The sequence below is a fragment of the Geobacter benzoatilyticus genome (assembly GCF_017338855.1).
GTDB classification, from domain to species: Bacteria; Desulfobacterota; Desulfuromonadia; order Geobacterales; family Geobacteraceae; genus Geobacter; species Geobacter benzoatilyticus.
The window spans coordinates 1455156-1481255 of sequence record NZ_CP071382.1; the positions used below are offsets into that span (position 1 = coordinate 1455156).

General features: G+C 59.7%; 22 protein-coding genes. 18 read left to right on the forward strand and 4 right to left on the reverse strand.

The annotated features are described in order from the left end of the window. Window positions 1-99 precede the first annotated feature (99 nt). The 12 genes from argB to JZM60_RS06910 all read left to right on the forward strand — a co-directional run bounded on the left by argB (window position 100) and on the right by JZM60_RS06910 (window position 12286). The gene (gene argB / locus JZM60_RS06855; protein ID WP_207164779.1) at window positions 100-978 is read left to right on the forward strand and encodes an acetylglutamate kinase; all 879 of its coding nucleotides are present in this window, start codon (window positions 100-102) and stop codon (window positions 976-978) included. 50 nt (window positions 979-1028) lie between these two features. Next, entirely contained in the window at window positions 1029-2228 is a 1200-nt protein-coding gene (locus JZM60_RS06860) for an acetylornithine transaminase (RefSeq protein WP_207164781.1), read from the forward strand. Next, a complete protein-coding gene (gene argF, locus JZM60_RS06865; RefSeq protein WP_207164783.1) occupies window positions 2225-3136 on the forward strand; it encodes an ornithine carbamoyltransferase in 912 nt (303 codons plus the stop codon). The genes JZM60_RS06860 and argF overlap by 4 nt, the downstream gene beginning before the upstream one ends. 32 nt (window positions 3137-3168) lie before the next feature. Next, window positions 3169-4389, forward strand: a complete 1221-nt coding sequence (locus JZM60_RS06870; RefSeq protein WP_207164785.1) for an argininosuccinate synthase — start codon at window positions 3169-3171, stop codon at window positions 4387-4389. A 73-nt stretch (window positions 4390-4462) separates the two neighbouring features. Next, a complete protein-coding gene (locus tag JZM60_RS06875; RefSeq protein ID WP_207164786.1) occupies window positions 4463-4906 on the forward strand; it encodes an NUDIX domain-containing protein in 444 nt (147 codons plus the stop codon). Between the two features lie 10 nt (window positions 4907-4916). Continuing rightward, entirely contained in the window at window positions 4917-6080 is a 1164-nt protein-coding gene (locus JZM60_RS06880) for a hypothetical protein (RefSeq protein WP_207164787.1), read from the forward strand. A gap of 163 nt (window positions 6081-6243) precedes the next feature. Further along, on the forward strand, window positions 6244-7620 hold the full coding sequence (gene argH, locus JZM60_RS06885; protein ID WP_207164789.1) for an argininosuccinate lyase: 1377 nt from the start codon (window positions 6244-6246) through the stop codon (window positions 7618-7620). A gap of 34 nt (window positions 7621-7654) precedes the next feature. Further along, window positions 7655-8431 (forward strand): LPS translocon maturation chaperone LptM, encoded by a 777-nt coding sequence (gene lptM, locus JZM60_RS06890; RefSeq protein ID WP_241426391.1) that lies wholly within the window; start codon window positions 7655-7657, stop codon window positions 8429-8431. Between the two features lie 197 nt (window positions 8432-8628). Beyond that, window positions 8629-9501, forward strand: a complete 873-nt coding sequence (gene dapA, locus JZM60_RS06895) for a 4-hydroxy-tetrahydrodipicolinate synthase (protein WP_207164791.1) — start codon at window positions 8629-8631, stop codon at window positions 9499-9501. A gap of 149 nt (window positions 9502-9650) precedes the next feature. Further along, window positions 9651-10451, forward strand: a complete 801-nt coding sequence (dapB, locus tag JZM60_RS06900) for a 4-hydroxy-tetrahydrodipicolinate reductase (protein ID WP_207164793.1) — start codon at window positions 9651-9653, stop codon at window positions 10449-10451. A gap of 205 nt (window positions 10452-10656) precedes the next feature. Beyond that, window positions 10657-11889 (forward strand): LL-diaminopimelate aminotransferase, encoded by a 1233-nt coding sequence (locus tag JZM60_RS06905; protein WP_207164796.1) that lies wholly within the window; start codon window positions 10657-10659, stop codon window positions 11887-11889. Window positions 11890-12013: 124 nt separating this feature from the next. Continuing rightward, window positions 12014-12286, forward strand: coding sequence for a nucleotidyltransferase family protein (locus JZM60_RS06910; RefSeq protein WP_241426392.1), 273 nt, complete (start codon window positions 12014-12016; stop codon window positions 12284-12286). A gap of 172 nt (window positions 12287-12458) precedes the next feature. Here the strand turns inward: JZM60_RS06910 and JZM60_RS06915 are convergent, their stop codons facing one another. Together JZM60_RS06915 and JZM60_RS06920 are read right to left on the reverse strand one after the other, a co-directional pair. Beyond that, the gene (locus JZM60_RS06915) at window positions 12459-13004 is read right to left on the reverse strand and encodes a DsbA family oxidoreductase (RefSeq protein ID WP_207164801.1); all 546 of its coding nucleotides are present in this window, start codon (window positions 13002-13004) and stop codon (window positions 12459-12461) included. A gap of 89 nt (window positions 13005-13093) precedes the next feature. Further along, entirely contained in the window at window positions 13094-13768 is a 675-nt protein-coding gene (locus JZM60_RS06920) for a type 1 glutamine amidotransferase domain-containing protein (RefSeq protein ID WP_207164803.1), read from the reverse strand. A 394-nt stretch (window positions 13769-14162) separates the two neighbouring features. Here JZM60_RS06920 and JZM60_RS06925 point away from each other — a divergent pair, with 394 nt between their 5' ends. Both JZM60_RS06925 and JZM60_RS06930 read left to right on the forward strand, forming a co-directional pair. Beyond that, on the forward strand, window positions 14163-15329 hold the full coding sequence (locus JZM60_RS06925) for a Fic family protein (protein ID WP_207164805.1): 1167 nt from the start codon (window positions 14163-14165) through the stop codon (window positions 15327-15329). Window positions 15330-15945: 616 nt separating this feature from the next. Then, window positions 15946-17304 carry a WD40/YVTN/BNR-like repeat-containing protein gene (locus JZM60_RS06930; protein WP_207164808.1) on the forward strand — a complete coding sequence of 453 codons (1359 nt, stop codon included), beginning with the start codon at window positions 15946-15948 and terminating at the stop codon, window positions 17302-17304. A gap of 92 nt (window positions 17305-17396) precedes the next feature. On the opposite strand, the gene JZM60_RS06935 is transcribed toward JZM60_RS06930, so the two are convergent. Further along, window positions 17397-18716 carry a diaminopimelate decarboxylase gene (locus tag JZM60_RS06935; RefSeq protein ID WP_207164810.1) on the reverse strand — a complete coding sequence of 440 codons (1320 nt, stop codon included), beginning with the start codon at window positions 18714-18716 and terminating at the stop codon, window positions 17397-17399. A 249-nt stretch (window positions 18717-18965) separates the two neighbouring features. Beyond that, window positions 18966-19550, reverse strand: a complete 585-nt coding sequence (msrA, locus tag JZM60_RS06940) for a peptide-methionine (S)-S-oxide reductase MsrA (protein WP_207164812.1) — start codon at window positions 19548-19550, stop codon at window positions 18966-18968. A gap of 416 nt (window positions 19551-19966) precedes the next feature. Here msrA and JZM60_RS06945 point away from each other — a divergent pair, with 416 nt between their 5' ends. From JZM60_RS06945 to JZM60_RS06960, 4 genes are all read left to right on the forward strand, one after another. Further along, window positions 19967-20416 (forward strand): YaiI/YqxD family protein, encoded by a 450-nt coding sequence (locus JZM60_RS06945; RefSeq protein ID WP_207165524.1) that lies wholly within the window; start codon window positions 19967-19969, stop codon window positions 20414-20416. A 202-nt stretch (window positions 20417-20618) separates the two neighbouring features. Further along, the gene (locus tag JZM60_RS06950; RefSeq protein WP_207164814.1) at window positions 20619-22961 is read left to right on the forward strand and encodes a CapA family protein; all 2343 of its coding nucleotides are present in this window, start codon (window positions 20619-20621) and stop codon (window positions 22959-22961) included. A gap of 40 nt (window positions 22962-23001) precedes the next feature. Further along, on the forward strand, window positions 23002-23526 hold the full coding sequence (locus tag JZM60_RS06955) for a GNAT family N-acetyltransferase (protein ID WP_207164816.1): 525 nt from the start codon (window positions 23002-23004) through the stop codon (window positions 23524-23526). A gap of 198 nt (window positions 23527-23724) precedes the next feature. Next, window positions 23725-26052: a sensor histidine kinase gene (locus JZM60_RS06960; RefSeq protein ID WP_207164818.1), complete on the forward strand. Its 2328-nt coding sequence runs from the start codon at window positions 23725-23727 to the stop codon at window positions 26050-26052. Window positions 26053-26100: the final 48 nt, after the last annotated feature.

Consider the following 26100-nt stretch of genomic DNA (forward strand, 5'->3'; position numbering starts at 1 on the left):
TTCGCCTTTCATATTGATTATTTCCCCCCATCTGCTATAGTTACACCTTTCTTTCGCCCCTTCCGGCACCACTTTGCGACTAGCTGGAGGTCCAACCGCGTGCAGCATCTCATCGAAAAAGCCAATACCCTCATGGAAGCGCTCCCCTATATCCGGCGCTTCTCCGGGAAAACCATCGTCATCAAGTACGGCGGCCACGCCATGGCCGACGAAGCCCTGAAGAAATCCTTCGCCCTGGACGTCATTCTCCTGAAATCCCTCGGCATCAATACCGTGGTGGTTCACGGCGGAGGCCCCCAGATCAACGAGACTCTCCAGCGCTACGGCATAGTTTCCGAATTCGTCAAGGGGATGCGCGTTACCGACGCCGCCACAATGCAGGTGGTGGAGATGGTTCTCACCGGCCAGGTGAACAAGGAAGTGGTCGGATACCTGAACCAGCACGGCGGGCGGGCCGTGGGGCTCTCCGGCAAGGACGGCGGGCTCCTCCTCTGCGAGAAGCTCCTCCAGGATGTGAAGCGGGAGGACGGCACCGTGGAGAAGGTGGACATCGGCTTCGTGGGGGATGTGATCAAGGTGAACCAGGAGCTGATCCAGACCCTGGAGCACGGCAAGTTCATTCCGGTCATCGCCCCAGTCGGGGTGGGCGAGAATGGCGAGAGCTACAATGTGAACGCCGATCTCGTGGCCGGCAGGGTCGCCGGCGCCCTCAAGGCCGAGAAGCTGATTCTTCTCACCGATGTGGAGGGGGTAAAGGACAAGGGTGGAATGCTTCTTTCCAGTATTGCCCTCGATGCGGTTCCTACTCTCATTGACGACGGCGTTATCACCGGTGGGATGATTCCCAAGGTGAACTGCTGCGTCGATGCCGTTGAAGAAGGGGTCAAGAAGGCGCACATCATCGATGGGCGCGTGCTCCATGCGGTTCTCCTCGAAATTTTCACCGACGTCGGCGTAGGGACCGAGATCCGACGATAGGCATGGGTTGGTGAACAGTGCCACTGGACGAAAATTTGGAGGAAATGCGAATGAAATCTGCTGACTGGATGGCAAAGGGCGACAAATACATCATGAAAACCTATGGCCGGTACCCCCTGGTGCCGGTGCGGGGCGAAGGGTGCCGGGTCTGGGACGCGGACGGGAAGGAGTATCTGGACTTTCTCGCCGGCGTGGCGGTGAACAACCTGGGACACTGCCACCCGAAGGTGGTGGCGGCGATTCAGAAACAGGCCGCCGAGATGATCCACTGCTCCAACTACTACAATATTCCCACCCAGATCGAGCTGGCGGAACTGCTCTGCAGCAACTCCTTCGCCGACAAGGCTTTCTTCTGCAACAGCGGCGCCGAGGCCAACGAGGCAGCCATCAAGCTTGCCCGCAAGTACGCCAGGGAAAAGACCGGCAATGTCGAGCGCTACGAGATCATTACGGCCATTGCTTCGTTCCACGGCCGGACCATGGCCACCATCTCCGCCACCGGGCAGGAGAAGGTGCAAAAATTCTTCGATCCGCTCCTGCACGGATTCTCCTACGTCCCCTTTAATGACGCCGAGGCTCTGGAGGCTGCCGTTACGCCGAAAACCTGCGCGGTGATGCTGGAGCCGATCCAGGGTGAGGGGGGCGTAGTCATCCCCTCGGCCGACTACTTCCGGAAGGTGCGGGAAATCTGCGATCGCCACGGGCTCCTTCTCATCTTCGACGAGGTTCAGGTGGGGATAGGGCGGACCGGCAAGCTCTTTGCCCACGAACATTTCGACGTGACCCCCGACATCATGACCCTGGCCAAGGCCCTGGCCGGCGGCGCCCCCATTGGCGCCATGCTGGCGAAAGACGAAGTGGCCGCCTCCTTCTCCCCCGGCACCCACGGCTCCACCTTCGGGGGGAATCCCCTGGTCACCGCCGCCGGCGTGGCCGCCATCCGGGCGGTGCTTGAGGAAGGGCTCCTGAACCGGGCCGAGGAGATGGGGGAATACCTTGTGGGCGAGCTGGAGCGGCTCAAGGAGAAGTATTCGTTCATCACCGACGTTCGGGGGATCGGGCTCATGATCGGCATGGAACTCTCGGTGCCGGGGGGCGAAATCGTGCTCAAGGGGCTTGAGCGGGGCGTTCTCCTCAACGTAGCCCAGGATCGGGTTCTCCGGTTTGTGCCGCCGCTCATCGTGACCAAGCAGGAAGTGAATGAAATGATCGCCGTACTTGACGGCATCCTGGAGGAGATTAAGCAATGACCCGGCATTTTCTTGCCCTCAACCAGTATACCAAAGAGGCCCTTGACGCCCTCTTCGCCCTGACGCGGGAGCTGAAGGAAGAGCAGAAAAAGGGAATTCCCCACCGGATCCTGGAGGGGAAAAGCGTCGCCCTCATTTTCGACAAGTCGTCCACCCGGACCCGTGTTTCCTTCGAGGTGGGGGTTCACCAGCTGGGCGCCCATCCCCTCTTCATCTCCTCGGCCACGTCCCAGATGGGGCGGGGCGAGCCCGTCAGGGACACCGCCCGCGTCATGGCCCGCTACTGCGACGGCGTCATGATCCGCACTTACGGCCAGGAGATCGTGGAGGAGTTTGCCCGCTACTCATCGGTGCCGGTCATAAATGGCCTCACCGACCTGTTCCACCCCTGCCAGATAATGGCTGACCTCTTTACGGTCATGGAGCACAAGGGGAAATACGACGGGCTGAAATTTGCCTGGGTCGGCGACGGCAACAACATGGCCAATACCTGGATCGAGGCCGCCGCCATCCTCGGCTTCGACCTGGCTCTGGCCTGCCCGGCAGGGTATGAGCCCGACCGCACTGTCTGGGACTGGGCTCAGAAGAAGGCCACTTCGTCCATCATTCTTACCCAGGACCCGAAAGAGGCCGTGCGCGATGCCGATGTCGTCAATACCGATGTCTGGGCCAGCATGGGGCAGGAGCAGGAGCAGAAGGTGCGCGAGGCGGCGTTCAAGGGGTACTGTCTCGACGACGCCCTGGTTTCCCTTGCCAAGCCCGACTGCATGGTTCTCCATTGCCTCCCGGCCCACCGGGGTGAGGAAATCACCGACAGCGTCATCGAAGGACCCCGTTCCGCCGTCTGGGACGAGGCCGAGAACCGGCTCCACGTACAGAAAGCCATCATGGCTTCGTTGTTGAAGTAACTGATTCCATTCCGATCCAAAAGGAGACTCACATGGCCAAAGTGCACAAAGACGTGAAAAAGATCGTCCTCGCCTATTCGGGCGGGCTCGACACCTCCATCATCCTCAAGTGGCTCAAGAACGAGTACGGCTGTGAGGTCATCGCCTTCTCCGCCGACCTGGGCCAGGGCGACGAGCTGGCGCCGATCCGGGACAAGGCCTTCGCCACCGGTGCCGACAAGGTTTACATCGACGACCTGAAGGAAGAGTTCGTCCGGGATTTCGTATTCCCCATGTTCCGCGCCAATGCCATTTACGAAGGGCACTATCTCCTGGGCACCTCCATCGCCCGGCCCCTCATCGCCAAGCGCCAGATGGAGATCGCGAAGATCGAGGGGGCCGACTCCGTTTCCCACGGTGCCACCGGCAAGGGGAATGACCAGGTCCGCTTCGAGCTGGCCTACTACCACTTCGACCCGGCCATCACTGTTGTGGTTCCGTGGCGGGAGTGGAAGCTGAACAGCCGCCAGGCCCTGGTGAACTACGCCAAGAAGAACGGGATTCCGATCCCGGTCACCAAGAAGCGTCCCTGGTCCTCGGACCGCAACATGCTCCACATTTCCTTCGAAGGGGGCATCCTGGAGGATACCTGGGCCGAGCCTCCCGAGAACATGTACGTGCTCACCAAGGCGCCGGAGAAGGCCCCCAACAAGCCCCAGTTCGTGGAGATCGAGTTCAAGAACGGCAACGCCGTGGCCGTTGACGGCGAGAAGATGAGCCCGGCCCAACTCCTGGCCCACCTGAACTTCATCGGCGGCGAGCACGGCATCGGCCGTGTGGACCTCCTGGAGAACCGTTCCGTGGGGATGAAGTCCAGGGGCGTGTACGAGACCCCCGGCGGCACCATCCTGCGCGAGGCCCACTCGGCGGTGGAGCAGATTACCATGGACCGCGAAGTCATGCGGATTCGGGACTCCCTCATTCCCGAGTACGCCCGCCAGGTCTACTCCGGCTACTGGTTCTCCCCGGAGCGGGAAATGCTCCAGACCCTCATCGACGACTCACAGAAGTGCGTGAACGGCGTAGCCCGGGTGAAGCTCTACAAGGGGCATTGCCGCACCGTTGGCCGCAAGTCCGAGACCAACTCCCTCTTTAACCTGGATTTCGCCACCTTCGAGAAGGATCAGGTCTTCAACCAGGCCGATGCCACCGGCTTCATCAAGATCAACTCCCTGCGGCTGCGGATCAGGGCGCTCATGCAGGGGAAGAAGTAGAAAACGCGCCTTTTCCGCAATCTCTGAATCATGACATCAGGGACACGGTTCGCCGTGTCCCTTCGTCTATCCCATGACCAACAAGACTTTCAAGAAAGACCACATTGTTACCTCCGTCGTTGCGGTCATCGTGGACGATGACGGGCAGGTGCTCCTCACCAAGCGGAACGTGAGCCCCTTCAAGGGCGAATGGGTCATGCCGGGGGGGAAGATCGATCTGGGCGAGCCGATTATCGCGGCCCTCCAGCGGGAGGTTATGGAGGAGGTGGGGCTCCAGGTTGAGGTGGAGGACCTGGTCGACGTCTTCGAGCATGTGACGCCCGGTGAGGACAACTACCATTTCATCATCCTTTACTATCTCTGCCATCCCCTCTACTGTGACATCAACCACAACCTGGACGAGGTGGAGGAGGCCCGCTGGGTTCCCCGCGGGGAATTGATGAACTACAAGATGCCCCAGGGAGCCAGATTCATCCTTGGGAAAATTTTCCCGGAGCTCTGCAGCTGCGAGACGTGACGAGGTCTCCATGGTCCAGATCATCGACAAAAAGGTGAATCTCGAATACGCGCTGGGGCACCACCTCCACTGCATGATCGCCCAGGTGCCGAACCGGATCCGCCGGGCGGAGAAGGGGTTTTCCGTCATGGAGCCCGACCGCCAGTGGGAAACGGTCCGGTCGATCCTGGAACTGGTGGCGGCGGGGGAGGGGAACCTGAAGAAGCTCCACTTCCTCATGCTTCCCGAAACCCATGTTCCCGTTGCCCGTTTCGACGAGATGCTTGGGATCATCGACGGCACCTTCCGCCCCAATACCGTCACCATGTTCGGGGTGGAGCACGTGAGCCTCAAGACCTACCGGGAGCTGCTGGAGCGGTTCCGGGAGGACAACTCCGAGGCCATCGAGTTGGTTGACCGGGACATCGACTCGGGCGACGTGCTGGAAATGCCGGTGAACTGGTGCTGTGTGGCGGTGAAGGAGACTACGGGAAAACTGCGGGTCTTTCTGGAGGCCAAGAGCCACCCCTTCCACGGGGAGGAGTTTCTGGACAAGTTCCACGACCTCTACCGCGGGCGTCACTTCTACCTCTTCCGGAGCCGTCCCGCCTGTTTCAATTTCATGGTCCTGATCTGCCTCGACTACCTCTACCGGGATCTCTACAGCTCCAACATCCGGCAGATCATTGACCATGCGAACCAGCTCTACTTCTCTACCCGCCAGACACTGGATACCATCTTCGTGGTCCAGTGCAATCCCAAGCCCGAGCACCGGGCGTACCGGGACGTCCTGTCGGGGTTCTACGGCGAGTATCTGGAGGATACGCCAGGGGTGCGGGAGACGGTGACCGTTTTCGGCAACACCTCCGACGAGACGCGAATCGAGGATGCCCCTGGAGATCGGGGATTCGGTAATTCCTCCGTAATCATCAACAGGACACACCGGTTGGCTTCGGTGCAGCTGTCGGAGTTCTCCACCGACGACTTCGGCGGCGCGCCGGTCTGCCGGCTCCGGTTCGGCACGGGGACGCGCCTTTACTACTTCAACCTGCCGCTCCATCACGAACTTGATCCCCGCACCACGCGGGTTCCCCTCAAGGTGCACACCATCATGCGTCCGTCACCGGACAGCGGCTGGGTGCGGGTGAGTGGGGATGAGATGGTGGCCGGGTTCGAGATCGGGCAGGAAGGATGAGGAACGAGCCTTTTCCGCCGTGGCTGCGTAAGTCTTCGGGATAGCTTGTGCGGCGTAGCGCTGCTACGCCTCCGCGCAATCCCTCGACAGCCTTGCCAGGACGAAAAAATCTCGTTCCTGAAAATACCAGCAAAATCGCTCTGATATTGTAAGGAGACACACCATGACACACGAAAAACTATGGGGCGGCCGCTTTTCCGAGCCCACCGACAAATTCGTCGAGGAGTTCACCGCTTCCATCGATTTCGACAAGCGGCTCTACCACCAGGATATCCGCGGCTCCATCGCCCACGCCCGGATGCTGGGCAAGCAGGGGATAATCCCCATGGACGACGTCGAGAAGATCACGGCCGGCCTCCAGGAGGTCCTTCGCCAGATCCAGGCGGGCCAGTTCAAGTTCTCGGTGGCCCTGGAAGATATCCACATGAACATCGAGGCCCGCCTTTCCGAAAAAATCGGCGAGGCAGGGAAGCGCCTCCACACCGGCCGCTCCCGCAACGACCAGGTGGCCCTCGACATCCGCCTCTATCTGCGTGACGAGATCGTGGAGGTGTCGGCCTACCTCGATCTGCTGGTGGATTCCCTCATTTCCCAGGCCGAAAAGAACCTGGGGGTCATCATGCCGGGGTATACCCACCTCCAGACCGCCCAGCCGATTCTCTTCTCCCACCACATGATGGCCTACGTGGAGATGTTCAGCCGGGACAAGGGGCGGATGGAGGACTGCCTGCGGCGGATGAACGTCCTTCCCCTGGGGGCAGGGGCTCTGGCCGGGACCACCTTCCCCATCGACCGGGAACACGTGGCCGAGATACTGGATTTCCCCGAGGTGACCCGCAACTCCCTCGACTCGGTGTCGGACCGGGATTTCGCCCTGGAGTTCATGGCGGCCTCGTCGATACTGATGATGCACCTCTCCCGCTTCTCCGAGGAGCTGATCCTCTGGTCCACCAGCGAGTTTAAGTTCGTGGATCTCTCCGACTCCTTCTGCACCGGCTCCTCCATCATGCCCCAGAAGAAAAACCCGGACGTGCCCGAACTGGTCCGCGGCAAGACCGGTCGGGTCTACGGCAACCTCATGGCGCTCCTCACGGTCATGAAGGCCCTGCCCCTGGCCTACAACAAGGACATGCAGGAGGACAAGGAGCCCCTCTTCGACACCATCGACACCGTGAAGGGGAGCCTCAAGATCTTTGCCGACATGGTGGGCGAGATGCGGATCAACACCGGGAACATGCGCAGTGCGGCGGCCAAGGGGTTCTCCACCGCCACCGACGTGGCCGATTACCTCGTCCGCAAGGGGATGCCGTTCCGCGATGCCCATGAGGTGGTGGGCAAGACGGTTGCCTATTGCCTCTCCAACGGCAAGGACCTCCCCGACCTGACCCTTGGGGAGTGGCAGGGGTTCTCGGACAAAATCGGTGAGGATATCTTCGACTGCATCACCCTCGAGGCGTCGGTAAACGCCCGGTCCGCCACCGGCGGCACCGCCCTGGAGCGGGTGAAGGCGGAGATAGCGCGGGTCAAGGCGGGCAGATAGCCTTTGGGATAACCATCAACGGGCGGGCGGGGGAATGCCACGCCCCACGGACGGACAGATGATAGCCAGATATCTTGTGATAGTAGGTTTTTTCCTTCTTGCCGCATGCGGCAAGAAGGGGCCGCTGGTCCCCCCCGAAAGCTTTGCGCCGGCGCCGGTGAGCGCCCTGTCGGTGGAGCAGAAGGAGGATGCGTTCTATGTTTCCTGGCCCGCCCCCTCCAAGGATGAGGCGGGGCGGCCGCTGAAGGAGCTGGCCGGCTTCAGGGTCTTTCGCCGTCCGGTACTCCCCCCCGACCAGGATTGCGAGGAGTGCCCCACGGCCTACACCCTCGTGAAGACCGTCGATCTCGAATACCCGCAGGATGTGCGGTTCTATAACAACCGTTACGTCTTTGCCGACCGCAACGTGACGAACGGCGTGACTTACCAGTACAAGGTGGTTTCCTTCCGCAAGGACGGCTCCGAGAGCGCTGCTTCCAACCGGGCGCGCCGCGCCAAGGTTGCGGCACCACCCGCCCCGCACCTCTCTGGGGCTGCCGGCCCCACCAGTGTGGTGCTGCAATGGGAAACCCCCGCCGGTACTGTCGGCAAACCCGCCGGAGCCTATGTCTATCGCCGCCGCGGCGATGATGTTTCCACCCTGGTCCTCCTAACGCCAACGCCGGTCGTAGAACGTCAGTATGAAGACCTTAGGCTGGAGCGGGGCGTCACCTATGTTTACACGGTGCGTGCGGTCGTTGATATCGACGGTATGACGATTGAGAGCGCTGTTTCCAATGAAGCCAGGGGAATGCTGGCTGAGCCGGAGTGATGGGAAAGGGGTAGCTGTCATGGCCGGTAAGCCTCTAATCTTTTGACTTTTTAATGGCTCCCATGGTAAAAATATCCACTTTTGTTTACGACGTGGCAATGAAACACCTTTTTATACATCGAGTAAGCTAGGGATTACAGGACAGATCTTTGCAAAACGGGCGATCACAAAGATCGCTCCTACATAGGAGGTTTCATATGTTCAAGGGAAGCATTGTCGCCATCGTCACCCCGTTCAATAACGGTCAGGTGGATTTTGAGAAACTGCGGGAACTGGTCGAATTCCAGATCTCTAACGGTACCGATGCCATCGTCCCCTGCGGCACCACCGGCGAGGCCTCGACCCTGGACTACGACGAGCACATGGATGTGGTGAAGACCGTCATCGAGCAGGTCAACAAGCGGGTTCCGGTCATTGCCGGCACCGGCTCCAACTCCACCGCCGAGGCCATCGAGCTCTCCCAGAAGGCCAAGGAGGTCGGGGCCGACGGCGTGCTGCTGGTGACCCCCTACTACAACAAGCCGACCCAGGAGGGGCTAGTCCGCCACTACACCGCCATCGCCGATGCCGTGGCCATTCCCCAGATACTTTACAACGTGCCGGGGCGCACCGGCGTCAACATGCTCCCCGAGACCGTGGCGCGGCTGGCTCCCCACAAGAACATCGTCGCCATCAAGGAAGCCACCGGCTCACTCCAGCAGGCTTCGGAGATCCTTGCTCTGTGCGGCGACCAGATCGACGTCCTCTCCGGTGATGACTTCATCACCTTCCCCATGATGGCCTGCGGCGCCAAGGGGGTCATCTCGGTGCTGGCCAACATCATGCCGAAGACCGTGGCCGAACTGACCGACGCCTTCTACGCCGGGGACATGGAGAAGGCCCGTCAGCTTCACCTGCAAACCCTCAAGATCGGCAACGCCATGTTCATCGAGTCGAACCCGATTCCGGTGAAGACCGCCCTCGGCCTCATGGGCAAGTGCTCCGACGAGGTGCGGCTCCCCCTCTGCCCCATGGGCGAGGCCAACAAGGCGAAGTTGGCTGCCATCATGAAAGAGTACAAACTTATTTAAATTCAAAGCCTACCACGGAGACACAGAGGCACAGAGAAAAGCAATAGTGAGTAAAAATTGGTTTTTCTGTTCAAGCACAAAATTTGATTTTGTATTTCTCTTTAAATCTCTGTGCCTCTGTGTCTCTGTGGTGAAAAAGAGGTTTTCCCATGATTAAAGTAGCTGTCTGCGGCGCCGCCGGGCGCATGGGCCAGAGGATTATCGTTGCCGCCAAAGAGGCGGGGTGCACCGTCTCCGGCGCCCTGGAGCGGCCGGGTCACGAGCTGGTGGGGCAGGATGCCGGCCTCATCGCCGGTTGCGGCTCCCTGGGGGTCGCCATTTCCGACGATCTCAACGCCGTGGTGGAAGGGTGCGACGTTCTCATCGACTTCACCACCCCCAAGGTCTCCCTCAAGAACCTGGAGGCCTGCGCCCTCAAGAAAAAGGCCATCGTCATCGGCTCCACCGGTTTCACCCCCGAGGAGCGTGCCCTGGCCGCCGAACTGGCGAAGGATATCCCCGCGGTGCTCGCCCCCAACATGAGCGTCGGGGTCAACGTCTGCTTCAAGATACTGAAAGACGTGGCCAAGACCCTGGGAGACGACTTCGACGTGGAGATCGTGGAACTGCACCACAACAAGAAGAAGGACGCCCCTTCAGGCACCGCCGTCCGCATGGGCGAAGTGGTGGCCGAGGCTCTGGGCCGCGACTACAACAAGGTGGCCAACTACCACCGCGAGGGAATCTGCGGCGAGCGGACCAAGGAAGAGATCGGCATGCAGACCGTGCGGGGCGGCGACATAGTCGGCGAGCACACCGTCTACTTCATCGGCATGGGGGAGCGGATCGAGATCAGCCACCGGGCCATGACAAGGGACATGTTCTCCCGCGGCTCCGTTCGCGCCGCCCAGTGGGTGGTGGGGAAGGCGCCGGGGCTGTACGACATGCAGGATGTCCTGGGGCTTAGATAGGAGGAATGCCGCTTTTTGCCAATCTCGGCGTTGTCTGCGTCATCGCGTGTGCGACGTAGCGCTGCTACGTCTCTGTGCTCTTCCTTGACGCCTTGACCTTGGCGAAAAATCGACATCCCGTAGGTCAAACCGAAAACCTTGAAACCGATTTGCCGCTCCATGCGGCATTTCCTTTATAAAAACGAATCTGGAGGAATTACCGAAGATGGCAAAAATCAACGACAACTACCTGAAACTCAAGGCGGGCTACCTCTTTCCCGAGATCGGCCGCCGCGTGCGGGAGTTCTCCGCCGCCAACCCCGATGCCAAGGTGATCCGCCTCGGCATCGGCGACGTCACCCGTCCCCTGGCCCCGGCCATCATCAAGGCGTTCCATGACGCCGTGGACGATCTGGCCACCATCGACAACTTCGCCGGCTACGGCCCGGAGCAGGGGTATGACTGGCTCATCAACGCCATCATCGAGAAATCCTACAAGCCCCTGGGCGTTGACCTCAAGACCGAGGAGATGTTCATCTCCGACGGCTCCAAGTGCGACTGCGCCAACATCCTCGACATCTTCGCCCTGGACAACGTCGTTGCCATCGGCGACCCGGTCTACCCGGTCTACAACGACACCAACGTCATGATCGGCCGCACCGGCGATGCCGACGAGAAGGGGTACTACAAAGGTATCGTCTACATGCCCTGCACCGAGGAGAACGGCTTCATCCCGTCGCTCCCCACTGAGAAGGTGGACATCATCTACCTCTGCTTCCCCAATAACCCCACCGGTACCGTTGCCACCAAGGCCGAGCTGAAGAAGTGGGTGGACTACGCCAACTCCAACGACGCGGTCATATTCTTCGACGCCGCCTACGAGGCCTTCATCACCGATCCCGCAATCCCCCACTCCATCTACGAGATCGAAGGGGCCAAGAAGTGCGCCATCGAGTTCCGCTCCTTCTCCAAGACCGCCGGCTTCACCGGCGTCCGCTGCGGCCTCGTGGTCGTGCCGGAAGAGGTCATGGGGACCACGCCGACTGGCGAGAAGTACAGCTTCAACAAGCTCTGGCTCCGCCGCACCACCACCAAGTTCAACGGCGCCTCCTACCCGGTCCAGAAGGCTGCCGCTGCCGTTTACTCCGACGAGGGGTGGAAGCAGAACAAAGAGATCATCGACTATTACATGGAGAACGCCCGGATAATCCGCGAAGGGCTGGCCGCTGCCGGCCTCACCGTCTACGGCGGGGTGAACGCCCCCTACATCTGGCTGAAAACGCCGGGCGGCATGAGCAGCTGGGACTTCTTCGACAAGCTCCTCACCGAGTGCAACGTAGTGGGGACGCCGGGAAGCGGCTTCGGCCCCAGCGGCGAAGGGTTCTTCCGGCTCTCGGCCTTCGGCCACCGCGAGAATGTGATTGAGGCGGTGGAGAGGATAAAGAAGAATCTGAAGTAGGATGAGCGATTGTGAAGGGCAGCCGATGGGCTGCCCTTCTTGCGTTTCGGGAATCGCGGAAGTATACTCCGGTTAGAAGACTTCAAGGGGTGGCGCTATGGTCAGGAACAAAAACGATATAATCATGTTCTTGCAAAAGCACAAGGATGAACTTGCGCAGCGTTTCGGCGTTGTGAGTGTCGGTCTCTTCGGCAGTTACGCCCGTGGTGAGGCACGCGAAGATTCAGATATCGACATCGCCATCGAACTGACCCCCGACAAGAAATCCCTGAGCAATTTTCTCGGTATCCGGCGGTACCTCGAAGAACAGTTCGGCAAGACGGTAGACTTGGGGATAGAAAGCACTTTGAAGCCGCTGGTTCGGGAACTGGTTGCCAAGGAAATAATCCATGTCTAAACGTTCACAGTTGCTCTATTGTCGGGATATCCTCGAATCAGGTGGAGCTACGAACGGCAAAGGGGTCGCGTCTACACATTTCACAAAATCTCTACTTGATTCATAAGGCGGCCAAACGGCCGCCTTTGCTGTTGCAAAATACTACACCTCCGGATGATCGCGTGAAAAATCCCTATGGTGCAGCAGGGTTCCCGATCAGCTTCACGAAATCCTCATAGCCGGTAAAACCGATCAGACGTTTCCCTTCGAAGAGATGGGCCGGTACTGCGGTGATGCGCAAATCCCTGGACCGCTGCCAATCGGCATCCACCGCTGCTGCATAGCTTCGCTCCGCCAGCACCGCCTGCGCCTCATCCGCCGCCAGGCCGGCAGTGACGGCGATCCGCACCAACTCGTCACGCTGGGCGATGTTGACCCCGTCCACAAAATAGGCCCGGTAGACGGCATGATGGAACTGCTCTCCGCGTCCCTGATCTTCGGCCCATTTCCCCAGTTCCTGGGCGAGACGGCTGTTGTAGGTGCGGCTTCGCGTGGTCAGGGGCAGGCCTTCTGCTGCGGCAACCTGTTGTAGCCGGGCCTGCATATCCCGGATCATCGCCTCCCGACCGGCAAAGAGCTCGGCAAGCTCTCTCCCTTCCAGCGGGGTTTCGGGGTGAAGCGGGAAGCAGCTCCAGCGAATCTGGATCCCGTATTCTTTCACGAGGCGGTCGGTACGCACGGTACCGAGGTAGCACCAGGGTCAGACGTAATCGAAAAAGACCTCCAGTACGGGTGCACTGTTCATGGTATCCCCCTTGCTGTGGACGGTCACAGCAGTTTTAAGAGCTCCCGGGCCGCCGGTTCCGACGAGGCGGGGTTCTGGCCGGTGATCAGGTTGCCATCCCTGACCACGTGGGGCTGCCAGTCGGCCGCTTTGGAATAGGTGCCACCAGCCTTGCTCAGTTCATCCTCCACCAGGAACGGCACAACCTCGACCAGGCCGACGGCGGCTTCCTCGCTGTTGGAAAATCCGGTGACGGCTTTGCCCCGTACCAGGGGCGAGCCGTCGCCGGCACGGGCGTGGCGCAGTACCCCGGGGGCGTGGCATACCGCGGCAACCGGCTTCCCTTGGGCATGCATGGCCTCGATCAGGGCGATGGAGTCCTTGTCTTCGGCCAGGTCCCACAACGGGCCATGGCCGCCGGGATAGAAGAGTGCGTCAAAGTCTGCGGCTGAAACCGTATTCAGTGCTGCGGTATGGGCCAATGCGGCCTGTGCCTCCGCATCGTTGTTGAACCGTTCGGTGGCCGGGGTCTGGAAATCCTTCTCCGCGCTCTTCGGGTCCAGCGGCGGTTGTCCCCCTTTGGGCGAAGCCAGGGTGATTTCCGCCCCGGCATCCTTGAAGACGTAATAGGGGGCGGCAAACTCCTCCAGCCAGAATCCGGTCTTGTGGCCGGTGGTGCCGAGTTCATCGTGCGATGTAAGAACCATCAGTATCTTCATGACCGTACCTCCTTGTGTGTGCTGTCACCGGCGGCGCTTGTTCCCGCCCCCAGTAGATATAGAATACCGGGTCACACCGATTTATCTCTACCGGTCAATTGTACCGCTCTCCGGCGAATAATTTAATCTGAAAGTTCAGGACCGTGATTCACAAGACCGCCAATCTGCAACCTTTTCCTGTCTTCTCAACCCATAACTGCAGGCCGTTCTTCACTTCTCGTACGCAAATTCGCCCACATCACTAATAAACGGAAATCACTTTCCGTTACATAGGCCTCTTGACTAATAAATAATAAGGCCTTAAAGTTTATTAGCGAGTCGAGCTATGAAACTATCGTTACATTACAACAGCGCCTAAGAAACGAAAACCCTCCAAACATTACGAGGTGTCCCCATGTTTACCGAGGTATCGCCGCGCGGCGGCAGACTGGTGGTACAGCAGAAAGGGGCGGACGGTTACAGCGCCTTTGTGCCGAATCCGCTGCCGCCCAATCCGCCGCTGCAGATCGACGACGAAATGAGCCGGCTGATGGAGCGGGCCAACCGGGCGCTGGGGCGGCTGGACGGCTGCACCTATACCCTTCCCAACCCTGACCTGTTCCTCTACATGTACGTCCGCAAGGAGGCGGTGCTCAGTTCACAGATCGAGGGGACGCAGGCCTCGTTGGACGATCTCCTGGAGTACGAAGGAGAAATTGAGGGGAAGAGCTCACCGGAAGACATCAACGAGGTGTCCAATTACGTGGATGCCATGAATTACGGCCTGGAGCGGCTGCAAGAGCTGCCCTTGAGCCTGCGGCTGATCAAGGAGATTCATGCCCGGTTGATGGCCGGCATCAGGGGGGGGCACAAGGGTCCCGGCGAGTTCCGCGCATCCCAGAACTGGATCGGCGGTACCAGGCCGGGCAATGCCGTATTCGTGCCGCCGCCGGCCAATGAGGTGCTTCCCTGCCTGGGGGAGCTGGAAAAATTTCTCCACGACGAAGCCATCCCGTCGTTGCTCAAGGCCGGTCTGGCCCATGCCCAGTTCGAGACCATCCACCCGTTTCTTGACGGCAACGGCAGAATGGGGCGGCTGTTGATCGCCTTCATTCTCTGCCACGATCAGGTACTGGAAAAACCTCTGCTTTATCTGAGCCTCTTCTTTAAAAAGCACCGCCAGGAATACTACGAGCGACTCAACGCGGTGCGGCGCGACGGCGACTGGGAGGGGTGGATCAAGTACTACCTGCAGGGGGTCTACGAGATATCGAAGCAGGCGACAGATGCCGCTAAAGCCATCATGGACCTGATTGCCGCTGACCGGCAGAAGGTGGCAGGACTTGGGAAAGCGGCGCCGACGGCGCTGGCACTCCTGGAGCTGCTCTATCGCCGGCCATACGTCACCATACCGTACGTGGCGCGGGAACTCGACATCAGTTCCCCGGCGGCAGGTAAAGCGGTGAACAATCTGGTCACACTCGGCATCCTGACCGAGGTAAGCGGCAAAAAACGGGATCGGGTGTTCCTGCACGAGTACTATCTAGCCATCATCAGGGAAGGGACTGAGTTGTACCGGTAAATGAGGAAATCCAGAGGGCATAATGCTAAGATGTCGCGCTAAACTACAAAAAGGGGGGACGATGCCCCCCCGAGTCATAATGTGACGACGGTCGAATATTGACTGTTATTTTTTGCGTGCCGTGGAATTCCGGGAATTCCGGGGACACCTTATTTAATTGAGAGGATAAAAGGGGACAGGCTACTTATCCAAAAAGTAGCCTGTCCCCTTTTATCCTTCCAGGCTACTTATCCAAAAAGTAGCCTGTCCCCTTTTATCCTTCCCTTTTATCCTTCTGTCCCCTTTTATCCTTCTTTTATGCTTTTCTTTTATCCTTCAACTACCATTTCCTCTGCCGGGAAATACATAGGCAATTCCGGGCATACTTAATAAAAAGGGCGGCCAAATGGCCGCCCTTTGCTGTTTCCCGAGAATCTGGGACGAATACTTTGAACGGTAAGTCAGCTCACCTCGATGAACGGTATCCTGCAAGCAGTTAGTTCTGTAGATTTGTATACAGGATTGGGCCGGTTCTTGCATTGAATTAGCAGATCTTAAGTCGATTATGTTCCCCAAGAATCCTGGTTATCATAGCCAGGCACTACCGGTTTACCAGAACCACAAAGGGAGAGAGGCCATGTTGATGCGACTGCTATTGCGAATGGTGGGAATTGGCGCCGTGATGGTTACCTTGCTGTTGTCCGGCTGCGGGTCGGATAACGATAATGATCCCCAGATCGAAACCGAGCCGCCGCTGCTGGGCGCCAGCCCAATCAACGTACGGTGGGTAGTTGTGGACGGGGCTGCCCAGCAGGCTGATCCCAACACCGGTTATATCGCCTTCAACGCGGTTGAATCGGCTGTGATCACCCTGCCCGTTGAAGCGGAGGTCGGCGATATCGTCGCCGTGACCGGCAGCGCCGACGGTGGTTGGAGGATTGCACAGAATCCGGACCAGACCATTGTTGCCGATGGCATTTTTGAGTACGGCACTGTCTGGTTCCAAAGTTCCGCCGGGCCCTGCTTTGACGTTGCTTCCTCCGCCGATGGAACCAGGCTGGTTGCCGCCCGCCCCCAAGGTCAGATTCAGCTTTCGCGGGATGCCGGCGCGACCTGGATCGGGCGGGGGCCGGAGAAAACCTGGTATTCGGTTGCATCGTCCGCCGATGGCAGCAAGCTGGTGGCGGTAGCAAGGGGTGATTACATCTATACTTCTGCCGATTACGGAGAGACGTGGACGCAACGGGGACCGAGCCGGACCTGGGCGAGTGTGACCTCCTCGGCAGATGGCACCAAGCTGGCTGCGGTGGCGGAAAATGATTATATCTATGTCTCCACCGATTCAGGGGTTACCTGGACCCAACGCGGGTTGAACAAGCCATGGCGGGCCGTGGCCTCCTCGGCCGACGGAACCCGACTCATCGCGCTCGGGGATTACACCAGCTACCGCTCGACAGATTCGGGGGCAACGTGGGACTACATGCTGTTCAACGTGCAAGGCAAACCGACGTATTCTTATTATCTCCAGTATTGGCAGTCCGTGGCCTGCTCGGCCGATGGTAAGCGGTGGATTGCCGGTTCCAGCTGGGATGATCTCTATCTCTCTTCGGATTACGGCTACACCTGGTACAAGGCCGGGGTGAGCGGTTATTGGAGCGGGGTTGCTTCCTCTGCTGACGGGCGGGTACTGCTGGCGGCACCCTATTACGATTTGCTTTATGTCTCAACCGATTACGGCCAGACCTGGCAGCGGCGGGGGGCGAAAAAAGCCTGGTATTCAGTGGCCACTGCGGCGGATGGCTCCTCTTCGGCCGCAGTCGATTTTGGCGGTCCGGTTTTCGTCTCCCATGACCTGTCCACTTCACTGACGGGCACGGCTGGATTTCTCTACGGGGAGAACCGGGGCAACGATGCCGTCCTGCAGTACGCCGGCAACGGCCAGTATGACCTGATCAGCTATAGGGGACGGGTGCTGTTTGACCGGCAAATCAAGTAGGCTTCCCGAGTGACCCGGTAGAGAAAAAAACTAATAAAAAAGGCGGCCAAATGGCCGCCTTTTGCTGTTTCTAAAGCATATGAGATGATGGACTACAGCGTCACGTCCAGTTCGTTCTGGGTAAGCTGCTCCCGTACCTGCTTCTTCCGGATCAGCACCAGGTCGCCGGTTTTGGTCCTCATGACGGCTCCCGGCTTGCGGTGGGAGTTGTAGTTTTCCGGCGACATGCTCTCGGAGTAGGCACCGGTGCCGCCGATGACGACGTAGTCGCCGATCTCCGGCTCCACAATCATGACCGGCACGATGTTACCCTCCTTGTCCAAGCGGACCGAGTCGCCGCTTTCGCAGCAGCGGCCGACGATGCCGAAGGGCTTCAGCCCCGCCGTGGGGGTCTGGTCGTACTCGCTGGAGAGGAGCGTTCCGTCCTGGCTGACGATGGCGATGGGGTGCTCGGAGCCGTACAGGAGCGGCCGGGTCAGCAGCTCCATGCCGCCGTCGACGATGAGGAAGTTCATCTCGTTGGTGAACTTCTTGTCGATGATGCGGGTGACGATGTGTCCCGAGTTGGCCACCACAAAGGTCCCCGGCTCGATCTCCATCACCAGTTCGCGGCCGGTGGCGGCCTTGAACTCCTCGATCCGCTGTTTTGCATAGGCCCCCAGGGAGGTGATGTCGGCCTGCTTCTCGCCCGGCATGCGGGCCACCTTGAGGCCGCCGCCGAAGCTGACGGTCGTGGCATCCGGGAAGTAGGTCTTGACGAAGCCGAGCTCCCGGTCGATGTTCTCCTGCCACTTCTCCGGGGCGCCGCCCGAGCCGATGTGGACATGGACCTGGGTAAAGCGGAGCCCTTTCTCGTCGGCCAGGGCCTTCACGGTCGGTACGTCGCGCAGGTGGACGCCGAAGCAGGAGTACTCGCTGCCGGTGTCGCGGGTGGCGCTTTCGCCGCCGCCGGCCGCACCCGGATGGACTCTCATGGAAAGGTCGATCTTGTTCTGGGCGGCAAAGTCGGCAATCAGCTGGTACTGCAGCATGGAGCAGACGTTGTACCTGAGACCGTCCTTGATCATGGCCTCAAGCTCGGTCCGCTCCTCGTCGGTGGGGACCTCCTGGGTGGTGAGCATCATGCGGCTGTAGGGGATGCCGGCGGCATGGGCCCGGGCCGCCTCGTCCAGGGAAGAGCAGTCCAGATCCAGCCCCTTGCCGGTGACGATGCGCAGAACGGTTCGGTCCGAGTTGGCCTTGATGGCGTAGCGTACGTGCAGGCCGTAGGCATTGGGCATGGCAAGCAGCTGGTCGCAGCTGTTCTCGATGTACTGCTGGTCGTGGAGGTAAATGGGGGTTCCCCACTCCCCGGCGATCTTCGGGATAATTGTTGCGTCGAGTCCGGTCGGACCAAAGGAAGTTATTGTCATTCGATCAACCTCATGGATGTGATGGTGATGTTTAGTTCCAGGATGCCGTCACGGCAGCGTGAAAATATTAATTTACTTTTTTAGCATTTTCCATGGTTGCGGCGCAACAGCTCTTTCGCTGTGGTTCAGGAAATGCCATGGGCCATGTGAACGGATTCCGGAAAACTCCGGAGGACATCTATATCGAACAGTTCAAGAGGTGGCCAAACTGCGCCTCTGCCGTATCCGGAGGAACGTTGAACCTCCCTGCTACTCCCGTACCCAGTGGCAGGTGTACCCTCCCGGGTTCTTCACCAGATAATCCTGATGATACTCTTCGGCCCGCCACCAGGGGCCGGCCGGGACGATCTCGGTGACGACGGGCCGTTTCCACTTGCCGCTGGCGTCCACTTCGGCCTTGACCTTTTCCGCGATCCGCTTCTGCTCGGCGTCATGGTAGAAGATGGCGCTCCGGTAGCTGCTGCCGATGTCATTCCCCTGGCGGTTCAGGGTGGTCGGATCGTGCATCCGGAAGAAGAACCGCAACAGGGCTTCGTAGCTGGTCTTCGTCGGGTCGAATTCGATCCGCACCGCTTCGGCGTGCCCCGCGTGGTTTTCGTAGGTGGCGTTGGGGACGTTGCCGCCGGTGTAGCCCACCTCCGTGGCGATCACCCCCGGCTGCTTGCGCAGCAGGTCCTGCATCCCCCAGAAGCAGCCGCCGGCCAGGGTTGTCACCTGGCGTGCCGCCGCCTCCCGGCCTAAGGGGGGCTCGGTCCCCGACTCCCTTGTCACGCGGTACTGCAGCGGCGTGAGGCGCTGCTTCAGCTCATCGTCGGAATATTTTTTCGCTGCCATCGTCGTCTCCTTTCCTGTTGTCCGGCCGCCGCAACGGGAGAGCCCGGCAATAACTGCCAATACAAGGCAGGTAACCGCAAATATCAGAATCGTAATTGTCCGAGTTTTCATCTTTCCTCCCCGATGTTATATATTATAGGCAATTCTCCGGGCATATCCCAGCTTCGAGGCACCAACTCTTTCTTGAGGTGCCGACCGCAAGACGGTGACCAATGGGTGGGGCAACTCCCCGGTCGAACGCCGGGCCGCTTCTTGACGGTCATGGGAGAATCAACTACAGTGCCACTTTCGCCTGGCTGCCGGCTTTCATCCTGGGCGAGTGGCAGCTCGGTCTTGTGGCGGTTGATGAAGTGTGGGGGAGACGCCGGCAGGGGGAAGCTTTACAGCCATCGTGGCTGAAAATCGTTGGGAGCAGTATGAAGATCTGGATTGATGCCGATGCCTGCCCGCGGGCGGTGAAAGAAATACTCTTCCGGGCTTCGGCCCGGTTGCAGGTGCCCCTCTGTCTGGTGGCCAACAAGAGCCTCGCCAAGCATGCCGGCCCGCTGGTGGAGTGCGTGGTGGTGGCCGATGGCTTCGACGTGGCGGATGACTACATAGCCGAACACTCAGCGCCGACTGACCTGGTGGTCACCGCCGATGTGCCCCTGGCCGCCCGGATCGTGGCCAAGGGGGGGCTGGCGCTCAACCCGCGGGGCGAGCTGTACTCAGAGGAGTCCATCGGCGACCGGCTGGCCATGCGCGATCTGTTGAGCGAATTGCGCGACACCGGCATGATCCAGGGGGGCGGCCCGGCGCCATTCAGCATGAGCGACCGCAACCGCTTTGCGTCGGCCCTGGACAGGCTTCTGCATAGTAAGAAATAGGGGAAAGCTCCGGGCCGTTCGGCATGGCCCTAATGCCTTTCATGATGACCTCCGATGGTCATAACCTGGATTTTATACGACTAAAACAGCTCCATTCCTGAAGGTACGAAGGAAACCCCCATGTTCTCTCTCGTCAGAATTTTTTGCATTTTCCTGTTCCTTGCAGGATGTTCGCCCGGTGGTTCTCCCGGGGGGGGATTCGGTGTCAGTTGAAATCCCTACCTTTTCGGTATCGCTCAAGATAGTGGGAGAGAATGGCGATCCCGTTCCGGGGGCAACCGTGGCGGCAAAAGGGGTGACATTGCCGGCTGATGCGCAGGGTGCAGTGCAGATCACCAGGTTGTCCGGGCCGCTGCATGCAACCGCCTCCGCACCCGGTCATCTGGCAGAACCTGTCGTTGCCGGCTGGGAGGATAAAGGAAAGGTGCTGACCATTCGCCTGCTCTCCGCCAAAGAGGGGCGGTGGGTGATGCATTCCGGCGGAGACATGATGCTGGGGAGGCGGTATCAGACCCCTGTGGAAGGTACCCCGCTGATTCCGCTCGATAATGCCGCCGAAGGGGCGCGCAACGTTGTGAAAGATGTGGCCCAAGCCTTTGCCCTTGGCGACCTGGGCACGGTGAACCTGGAGACGGCCGTCAGCGACCTGCCGTCTTCCGCTGCGTATCCGGGTAAGCGGTTTGTGCTCAATTCGCCCTCTGCGGCCATGTCCGCCTTGAAAGAGCTTGGAGTCGACGTTGCCTTTCTCGCCAATAACCACACTCGCGACTATGGCGAGGAGGGGCTGCGCCGGACAAAAACGGCCCTCGATGTTCAAGGGGTGAAGTATCAGGGGGCTTCCGACGTGGAAGCCGCTGCCTATGAACCGCTGGTAGTTTCCGTCAAGGGGGTGCGAGTGGGGCTGCTTTCCTGGACCTCCGTCACCGGTACGGTCGTGAATGACAGCTATCCCGTTGATGGCGACCCGGTGCCGGCGAACTTGCCGGCAGACGAGGCGTGGCAGTATCAGCCCCGCAGCTGGGGATACGCCGGCTTGAGCGTGCCGGTTGCATCACGCCGGATAGGTTCGGCCTGGCGACTGTTCCGTGATGGGGAAGCATCCCTGACGGAGCCGGAAAGAGCCGCGGCATGGGCCTCGCTCAGCGCAGTTTACCCCGAGCTGCAGGATTGGGTGGCGCGCCGGGGGCACGGCGGCGGCGCCATGTGGCGCGATTCGCAATCGCCTGCCGCAATCGCTGCTCTCAAGCAGCAGGCAGACCTGGCTGTCGTTCAGCTCCATTCTGGTTATCAGTATGCCGCGGTCCCGTCCGATACCCTCCGTGCAAATGCACATGCAGCAATAGACGCCGGAGCCGATATCGTCATCTGTCATCACCCCCACGTGACGCAGGGATTCGAGTGGTACAAGGGGCACCTGATCGCTTACAGCCTGGGAAACTTCGTATTCGACCAGGATTTTCTCGCCACCTTCTCCGGATTTTTCCTGAGGACGGTCTGGGATGGCTCCACGCTTGTGGAAGCGCGGCTCGTCCCGACGGAACTGAGCGCCTACCGGCCGGTCCCGACATCCGGTGCGGCTTCCTTGAGGACTGCTCTGGGCGTTTGGGAGAAGTGCCTGCTGGGGGCCGAATTCCGTCGTGACCCGGCGGATGATGTCACGAAAACCATCGAAATTGACCAGGATGCCGACACCGTGGCGGCCCACGTGATACGGGACGGTTCCTCTTACCTGATAACCTCCCAGGTGCCGCCGAGGGTCCCGGTAGATATGGTTCTTTCGCCCGGTGCATCCGCATCCGTGACGTTCGATGGGCTCATCGATTCGCGTCTGGGTCTAACTCCGGGAAGTGCTGCCGGGCTCCTCATCGGACGCGACCTGTTCGGATGGGGGAGATTCGAAGACGAAACGGCCGATGCCTCCGCCGACGGTTCCACCCACTGGACGACCGACGGAACCCGCAAGGAGGTAGTTTTCGGAGATGCGGCGCAGGGCCGGGGATTCCTGAGGCTGACGAGGTATTCCACCAGCGGTACTCTGGTACTTGTCCGACCGGTCGCGAGGGTGCCCCTTCAGCAGCACCGGTTGTACCGTTCGATAAATGGGGAAATAGTTCCCGCTGATCCTCCGGCAACCTACACCTTGCGGTTCATGGCCCGCATCTCGGCTCCGGCGGAAGCCAAGGTGAATTTCCAGAGTTTCCGGTTCGACGATACCGATCCTACGGCCGATCCGACCTCAACCGTTCTTGCCCAGCAAACGGTCGCTATCCAGATTGCTTCCGGCGGAACTTGGCAGCCGGTGGAAATCGCCATCCCGCCGGCACTGCTTGCAACCGGTGGCATCACCGCCAACCAGATACTTTTTTATATTCAACTGTTTCCTCCGACGCTGGGAAAGGCGATGCTGGACATAGACGAGCTTGAACTGATTGAATGGCGCTCCGCATCGGAAATGCCGGCACGGTTCGGTGCGTTTTCGCGGGTGAAAAATACCGGGAATGCCTCGGTGTCGCTCCAGTTCGACGGAATGCCGATTGAACGGTGAGGATGCTGGGGGTATTACTCTTGCCGAATAAGGAATAAGGATGAAAATTCAGAAACCGACCGCAGAAACCCGCCCCAAAGTCTACGCGCTTTTGCGCAGCGCATTTCCCGGCAGCGGTTACGAAGCCGCGCTGGTGCAGAAGCTCCACGAGAATGGCAGAGCCGTCCACGAATGGGTCTGCATCCATACCGGCAAGGTCATCGCCTACATCGCCTTCTCCAACGCTTACCACGGCAAAGAAATCTGCGGGCTGCACCTGGCCCCCATGGCCGTGGCCCCCGATTTCCAGAAGCGGGGGGTGGGAGCGGAGCTGCTCCGGTTCGCGCTGCGGCAGGAGGCTGTCAGCAGCCAGCCCCTCTTTGTCCTGGGCGAGCCCGCCTATTACGGCCGGTTCGGCTTCGAGCCGTGCAGCATGCCCATATGTCCCTTTGACAAGAACAATGCGCATTTCCTTAGCATGCGCAACACGGCTTCCGGCAGTTTTGTGGTGGGTTATGAGCCGGAGTTTACCACCGCTGCCGCACCTGCCGGCTCATCCAAAAGCAGGAAGCGCGGACGGCGATGAGCGTCAGGAAGGCACAGTCCTCCGGTGATATTTACCTTGTTCGGAGATTGATGTATTAGAGTGGGTAAAGTATAAAGAATAAAGAAGAATCTGAAATAACTGATATACTGGAAGCGGCCGGGCAGGCTCCGTTTCAATTTGTCAGTCACTGAATCGTGCATCAGGTTTCCCGCCAGACCAGAGGGCATATAGCACGAAATGAGAAAAATTCCAGTTCCGGGCCTTCTGGGTTCATTCATCATTTTCGTTACAGCCCTTTTCCTGCTCCATACGGCGCTGGACTACAACCGCACCTTTGCCGTTGCCAGGAAATCCAGCGCGCGCGTCCTCGACCAGTCGAGCCATACCGTCCATGCCGAACTCCGGCGCATTTCCTATGCCGTGCAGCAACTCTTCGCCGTAATTGACCGGGGCAACCAGGAAGCGGCGCTTGATTTTATCACCCCCGTGACGGTAAACCGGATAACAGTTCCCTTTCTCAAGAACGATGCATCGCTGACCTCGGTGAATTACGGCAATGCTTCGGGGGATGGCTATCTTGTACTGCAAACGGCCACCGGATTCCGCAACCGGTTGAAGCTTGCCGGAGAAGCCGGGAAGGTGACGTGGATCGAGCTTGACCCGCAGGGACGTGAAACCGCCCGGAATACGCAATCAGACGACTACGATCCCCGCAGCCGCCCCTGGTATCGGGAGGCCGCCAAGGGAAAAGGGGTCCGCTGGGGCGAGCCTTACATCTTCAGAACCACTGGAGACCTCGGCATCACCGCTTCAATTGCCTTATCTCCCCGGCCTGGAAAGGCCGGCGAAGTTGTCGGCGTTGACATCAAGCTCAAGGACTTTTCCCGGTTTCTGGCAAAGATTGCCGTCCATGAGCAGATTGGTATCGATGTATTCGACGGGCAGGGCTTTATTATAGCTTCATCGAGGTACGCCGATTTTGAGAAGCGGCCGGCCGGGCATGCCGCTACGCTGCCCCGGGTAAGCGATGCCGGGTACGGGCTCCAGAAGTCGATTTTGGATCGCTTCAGAACATCCGGCCAGGACCAGTTCGATCTCGGTTATGGGGGTAGGCGGTATTTTGCCAAGGTGGCGCCGTTTTCCCTGGGGGACGGCAAAACCGTCCTGACGGTCATGACGCTTCCCCGCAATGCCTTCATGGCAGAATTTCTGGCCGCTTTCTACCGCAACATTGCCTTGTTTGTGCTCTCTCTTTCCGTCCTGGCGGCGTATTTCCTGGGTCGCTATCTCATGCCGATGCGCCGGATTGCCTCCTATGCCCGCGAGTTCAATTTAGACACTCCCATGCTCCCCTTGCCGCTCAAGGGGGCAAGCGAGGTGGAGTCCCTGGCTGTGAGCGTCAACGCCATGGTGGATACGATCCGTCAAAAGGCTGCGGCCCTCCGCCTCAGTGAAGAACACTACCGTACTCTGGTACAGAGTGCCGGGTGCATCATCCTGCGCTGGGACACAACGGGAGCCATTACCTTTATTAATGAGCCCGGAGCGGAATTCTTCGGCTACCGTCCCGAAGAGTTGGCCGGGAAACATGTGATCGGCACCATCGTTGCGGAAATTGACAGCTCCGGAAAAGATCTGGTCGGGATGATCGAGGGGATCTGTGCCGACCCGCAGGCGTATGTCAGCAACCGGAACGAGAACGTGACGAAGGATGGGCGGAGGGTCTGGATCAACTGGAGCAATGTGGCGGTCCGTGATGAGCAGGGAATGCCCATCGAGATACTCAGTGTCGGCATTGACGTGACCTTCCAGGTGGAGGCGGAGCGGGAGATAAAGGCGCTGAATGATCGCCTGGAGCAGCGGGTTCGGGAAAGAACCGCCGCCTACGAGGCGTCGAACCGGGAGCTGGAGGCGTTCTGTTATTCGGTCTCCCATGACCTGCGGGCGCCGTTGCGGCATATCGACGGTTTCAGCCGCATTCTGCAGGAAGACTATGCTTCGGCCTTGCCGGACCAGGCGCGGTCGGTCCTGGAGAGAATCAGCCAGTCGGCCGGTCGGATGGCGGAGCTGATTGACGACCTCCTCAACCTGTCGCGGGTGGCACGGCAGGAGATGTCCCCCGTTCCCGTCAATCTGAGCGCCATTGCCCGGGAGGTGTCTGCGGAGCTGCATCAGAGGGATTCCCTGCGGCAAGTGTCCCTGACTATTGCCGATGGGGTGGAGGTGAAAGGAGATTCCCTTCTGCTGCGCCTTGTCCTCGAAAATCTTCTCGGCAATGCCTGGAAATACACGACCCATGCCGCGCCCGCCCGGATAGCCTTTGGCGTAGAGATGACTCCCGAAGGGCCGGCCTGCTTTGTGTCCGACAATGGCGTGGGATTCGACATGGCCTATGTCGGGAAACTGTTCCAGCCGTTCCAGCGGCTGCACCGCACCGACGAGTTTGAAGGAACCGGCATCGGTCTTGCCATCGTCCACAGGATCATCGCCCGCCATGGGGGGAGGGTCTGGGCAACCGGAGATATCGGCAAGGGGGCCACCGTTTTCTTCATGCTTCCCCCGTAAGCCCCCCTTTGCCCCGTACCTTTTAGAACTCTTTCTAGTTTATTGTTT

Bases quoted from the DNA above. Each gene is read 5' to 3' on its own strand.
- JZM60_RS06860 (WP_207164781.1), top strand. From the start codon at position 1,029: ATGAAATCTGCTGACTGGATGGCAAAGGGCGACAAATACATCATGAAA.
- argF (WP_207164783.1), top strand. From the start codon at position 2,225: ATGACCCGGCATTTTCTTGCCCTCAACCAGTATACCAAAGAGGCCCTT.
- JZM60_RS06870 (WP_207164785.1), top strand. From the start codon at position 3,169: ATGGCCAAAGTGCACAAAGACGTGAAAAAGATCGTCCTCGCCTATTCG.
- JZM60_RS06875 (WP_207164786.1), top strand. From the start codon at position 4,463: ATGACCAACAAGACTTTCAAGAAAGACCACATTGTTACCTCCGTCGTT.
- JZM60_RS06880 (WP_207164787.1), top strand. From the start codon at position 4,917: ATGGTCCAGATCATCGACAAAAAGGTGAATCTCGAATACGCGCTGGGG.
- argH (WP_207164789.1), top strand. From the start codon at position 6,244: ATGACACACGAAAAACTATGGGGCGGCCGCTTTTCCGAGCCCACCGAC.
- lptM (WP_241426391.1), top strand. From the start codon at position 7,655: ATGCCACGCCCCACGGACGGACAGATGATAGCCAGATATCTTGTGATA.
- dapA (WP_207164791.1), top strand. From the start codon at position 8,629: ATGTTCAAGGGAAGCATTGTCGCCATCGTCACCCCGTTCAATAACGGT.
- dapB (WP_207164793.1), top strand. From the start codon at position 9,651: ATGATTAAAGTAGCTGTCTGCGGCGCCGCCGGGCGCATGGGCCAGAGG.
- JZM60_RS06905 (WP_207164796.1), top strand. From the start codon at position 10,657: ATGGCAAAAATCAACGACAACTACCTGAAACTCAAGGCGGGCTACCTC.
- JZM60_RS06910 (WP_241426392.1), top strand. From the start codon at position 12,014: ATGTTCTTGCAAAAGCACAAGGATGAACTTGCGCAGCGTTTCGGCGTT.
- JZM60_RS06920 (WP_207164803.1), bottom strand. From the start codon at position 13,768: ATGAAGATACTGATGGTTCTTACATCGCACGATGAACTCGGCACCACC.
- JZM60_RS06925 (WP_207164805.1), top strand. From the start codon at position 14,163: ATGTTTACCGAGGTATCGCCGCGCGGCGGCAGACTGGTGGTACAGCAG.
- JZM60_RS06930 (WP_207164808.1), top strand. From the start codon at position 15,946: ATGTTGATGCGACTGCTATTGCGAATGGTGGGAATTGGCGCCGTGATG.
- JZM60_RS06935 (WP_207164810.1), bottom strand. From the start codon at position 18,716: ATGACAATAACTTCCTTTGGTCCGACCGGACTCGACGCAACAATTATC.
- msrA (WP_207164812.1), bottom strand. From the start codon at position 19,550: ATGGCAGCGAAAAAATATTCCGACGATGAGCTGAAGCAGCGCCTCACG.
- JZM60_RS06945 (WP_207165524.1), top strand. From the start codon at position 19,967: ATGAAGATCTGGATTGATGCCGATGCCTGCCCGCGGGCGGTGAAAGAA.
- JZM60_RS06955 (WP_207164816.1), top strand. From the start codon at position 23,002: ATGAAAATTCAGAAACCGACCGCAGAAACCCGCCCCAAAGTCTACGCG.
- JZM60_RS06960 (WP_207164818.1), top strand. From the start codon at position 23,725: ATGAGAAAAATTCCAGTTCCGGGCCTTCTGGGTTCATTCATCATTTTC.